This window comes from Intestinibacter sp., assembly GCF_034113885.1.
In the GTDB taxonomy this organism is placed as follows: domain Bacteria; phylum Bacillota; class Clostridia; order Peptostreptococcales; family Peptostreptococcaceae; genus Intestinibacter.
The window spans coordinates 1-3,671 of sequence record NZ_JAXEWM010000049.1 but is presented as its reverse complement, the minus strand read 5'-3'; the positions used below and the strand labels follow the sequence as shown (position 1 = coordinate 3,671).

The window sequence follows — 3,671 nt, the reverse complement described above, 5'->3', positions numbered from 1 at the left end:
GCAAGGTGTAGAAACTTTTACAGATATGTTAGCAGAAATCCGTAAATACGGTGAATCACTTGTGATAGTAGACCAAATTCCAAATAAACTTACATCAGAGGTTCTTAAAAATACTAATACAAAGATTGTCCATAAGATATTTGCCCAAGATGATAAAGAGGCGATAGGTAATACTATGGTTTTATCTGATGAACAAAAGGAATTCTTATCAAACCTTGAAGTTGGACGAGCTGTGGTATTTACACAGGGATTCCAAAAGGCTGTTCAGGTTCAAATTGACAGAACTAGTGATACTACTGGAGGAGAAGAACCTGATGAAAAGGATTTAAGAAGAAGAGCTGTTGAGTTTTATTGTGATACCTATAAGAAAGGAATTTTCTTGGGATTAGATGCCTTTGATGAGAAACCTAGTTTTGAAGAATTTGAGAAGTTTAATAATTGTATTTTAGAAAATAAATTTATCAGAGAATATGAAAACTTTTTAAATGAAGCAGAAGTAAGTACAAAATTAAAAGTTTATGATAAAAATTTAGCTGAAGAGTTAGAGTTCTTTGTAGAACAATTTAATAAAAATTTTGTGGCAAAAGTACTTTTTAGTTTGTATTATAGAGACGAAGACGATAAAGAAAAATTTATAAGCGATTTAGAAAAACTTATAGAGGATTATTTAAATAATGATATAAATAAAAAGTATTTTCAATATAATTTATATATTTGGCAATAAGGAGGAGGAATTTTAATATGGGAATTATAGGAACAGTAATAAGTGGAGTAAGTTCATTGGGATCAGCATTATGTAGAGGAGTATCTGCAGTTTGTAGTACGATAGGAAGAGGAGTAGCTACAGTTGCTAATGCTCTTGTGACATCTATAGCAAAATTAACTGTTGAAAAACTAGAAAGAGCTATGGATGTAATAAGCATTGTAATAGGAGCCATAGCAGAAATATTTGGTTTAAAAGATAAAGAAGAAACAACAGAAGAAATTGGTATGAAGGCTGAAGAAGCAGCAAAAGAAGGTGTAAAACCAGAAAACTTTGATTCATATGAAGAATACATAAATCACCTTAGAGAAAACATAGAAGTAGATAAATCAAAATTAGAAAACTTATCAAAAGAAGACAAAATGAAATACACAGCTGTAGGTTCTTCTATATTAGTAAAAGGAATCGAAGAAAAAGAAGAATTTGAAATACCAGGTGAATTTGTCGCAGAAATAGGTAGACAAAACATGAGTGTAGCAGAAACTAGACAATATATTAAAACATTTAAAAATGAAGATTTAGATTTAAAAGATTTTGCTTCTTTCTTAGCAGGAACTATAGATAAAAAAGTATACGCAACTGTAGGAAATGCTATAGAATCAGCTATTAGAAATTTAAATCCTGATATGACAGAAAATGAAATTGATGATAAAATTACTAATATGAAAGATACTGCGAGAATACAAGAGGAGAATAAATAATGGCAAAAAGCAGAGTTAGAGTTTTATTTTATATTAGAGAAAAGAAAATAAATGTATACGAATACAAAAACGGCAAATTTGAATCAATACAAGATTGTGGCGAAGACGAGATAGAATACAGTGAAAATTTTATGAATTGGTTTAAAGGTGCAATAGCTTACTTAAAAGAAATGCAAGAGCTAGATTATTTAATCATAACAGATAATAGTGTAGAACTTGATTTTTCTGATTTTGATATAGCAAATGAAAGCTTTTGGAATAAAGAAAAAATAAGAGCATTTCATACTTCTAAGTTATCAAATCAGGGGATTATTTTAAGAAATGTAGCTAATAGAGAGTATTACAGATTTAACGTTGGTAGAAACCCTCTTGAATATACTGTCATATTCTGTGATAAAAACGTAAATAGAAATCTTCAAGAAAAAAAAGAAGATAAAAAAGGTCAAGGTGTAAAACTTCCTAAAAAAGAAAATAAATCTAATTTGGCGTGTAAATTACAAGAAGAAAAAAATGATAAACTTAAAAAGGTAGAGGAGCAACCTAAAAAACAAACATCTGTGTTGAATGAAGAAGTGGCTGCTACACAAGATGTCACTTTGGATAAGGAGATTAATATTACAGAATATTATAAGAAAAAGTTGAAGGAAGAGGAAGAAGAGAGAAATAAAATGAAGTCTAAATTTTAGATTGGTTTGAATTGAATCAGTAATGGATGAAAGTATCTGTTACTGATTTTTATATTAATATATGATTATTAAAATTAATTGACAATTATTATCAACAGGAATATAATGATATAAGATGATAATTATTATCAATTAAGGAGGAGATAATCATGAATCTAATTTGCCAAAATAAATGTGAAAATAAATACTGCGAAAATAAAATAAATTCATCATATATAAAAAGAATAATAAGATTAATAGGACCTGTAATTTTAGGATCAAAGCCATCAGAAATAGTGAATATACCTGGAAGCAGCGAAGAAAGAGTGATGAAGCTTCAAGAAATCGAAAAGTTTTTTAAAGATTGTTCAAAGATAAAATACCGAGTAATTACTAAACATGATAATAGTAAAAGAATTTTATTTATAAACGAAGACTCTATGATAAAGTGCTTAGAAAATAAGAAATGCAGGAATTTCTTGAAGTTTTTAGGATATCCAAAAGAGTATAGTTTGAAGGCTTATATGGATGAACTTGTATCTAGGCTGGAATCTGAAATATTTCCAGATGAAATAGGGATTTTCTTAGGGTATCCGTTGAAGGATGTTTTAGGATTTATGGGATATAGCAATAAGGATTTTACTTGCGTTTGTAGCTGGAGATTTTATGGAGATGTAGAGGCTTCTTATGAGATTTATAATAGATTTGCTAGAGATAAAGAGAAGATGAAAAAGATGGTTGATAGGCTTTCGGTTTGGGAGTTAAGAGAGGTTATATAGTTATAATGTGAAAAGTGTTGTGTAGAAATATGCAATGCTTTTTTTATTTTGCCAAATTTAGATTGAAAAAATTATAAGAGGAGAGTTTGTTAGAGTTGAGGTTGGTTTTTGAAGAAAATTGAAATATAATTATTTTAGGGGAAATATTGTTTGGAGGGAAGCTTATGCAAAAATACAAAGTAAATTTAAGCAAAAAAGGAAATCAAATTAATTCAGTAGATGATTGGTATAATTATGCGCCACCTATGGACAAGGATAAACATTGGAAAGATGGTAGAAGTGCAAAAGAATTAGCTAAGTATATAATAGGTGGAAATGGATATTTACCTCAAGAATTAGAAGATATTTTAGAAAAAGACATAAAATGTCCGCAAGATATAACTTTAGAAGGAGAACCAGAAGCAATTACAGGATTAAAATCTAGAGGACAAGGTAGAACGCATGATTTATTGTTAGTTAGAGAAAATGAAGTTGTAGTAGGTATTGAAGCTAAGGTAGATGAATCATTTGATGAAACAATATGTGAAATAATAAAAGATTCTAAAACATCTGAAGGAAAATATAAACGTTTAAAATATTTGTATGAATGTATATACGATTCTAAAATAAATAATGAGCATTTGAGATATCAATTATTGACTGCAACGGTGGGGACTTTATTAGAGGCTGAAAAAGCAAAGGCTAAAAAGGCTGTTTTAGTTATTATTACTTTTAAATCTGAGTTAGCAGATAAATCTAAGATGGAAAAAAATAAGAAAAATTT

Annotated in this window: 5 protein-coding genes; all 5 read left to right on the top strand. The window is 28.7% G+C overall.

What is annotated here, in order from left to right:
* A partial coding sequence (locus SPD90_RS03195) for a hypothetical protein (RefSeq protein ID WP_320924285.1) occupies positions 1–724 on the top strand: 724 nt, incomplete at its 5' end.
* A 17-nt stretch (positions 725–741) separates the two neighbouring features.
* The gene (locus tag SPD90_RS03190) at positions 742–1,464 is read left to right on the top strand and encodes a hypothetical protein (protein ID WP_320924284.1); all 723 of its coding nucleotides are present in this window, start codon (positions 742–744) and stop codon (positions 1,462–1,464) included.
* Positions 1,464–2,150 (top strand): hypothetical protein, encoded by a 687-nt coding sequence (locus SPD90_RS03185; protein ID WP_320924283.1) that lies wholly within the window; start codon positions 1,464–1,466, stop codon positions 2,148–2,150. The genes SPD90_RS03190 and SPD90_RS03185 overlap by 1 nt, the downstream gene beginning before the upstream one ends.
* Before the next feature lie 149 nt (positions 2,151–2,299).
* Positions 2,300–2,908: a DUF3793 family protein gene (locus tag SPD90_RS03180; RefSeq protein ID WP_320924282.1), complete on the top strand. Its 609-nt coding sequence runs from the start codon at positions 2,300–2,302 to the stop codon at positions 2,906–2,908.
* A gap of 164 nt (positions 2,909–3,072) precedes the next feature.
* On the top strand, positions 3,073–3,671 hold a 599-nt coding region (locus SPD90_RS03175; protein ID WP_320924281.1), incomplete at its 3' end, for a DUF6946 family protein.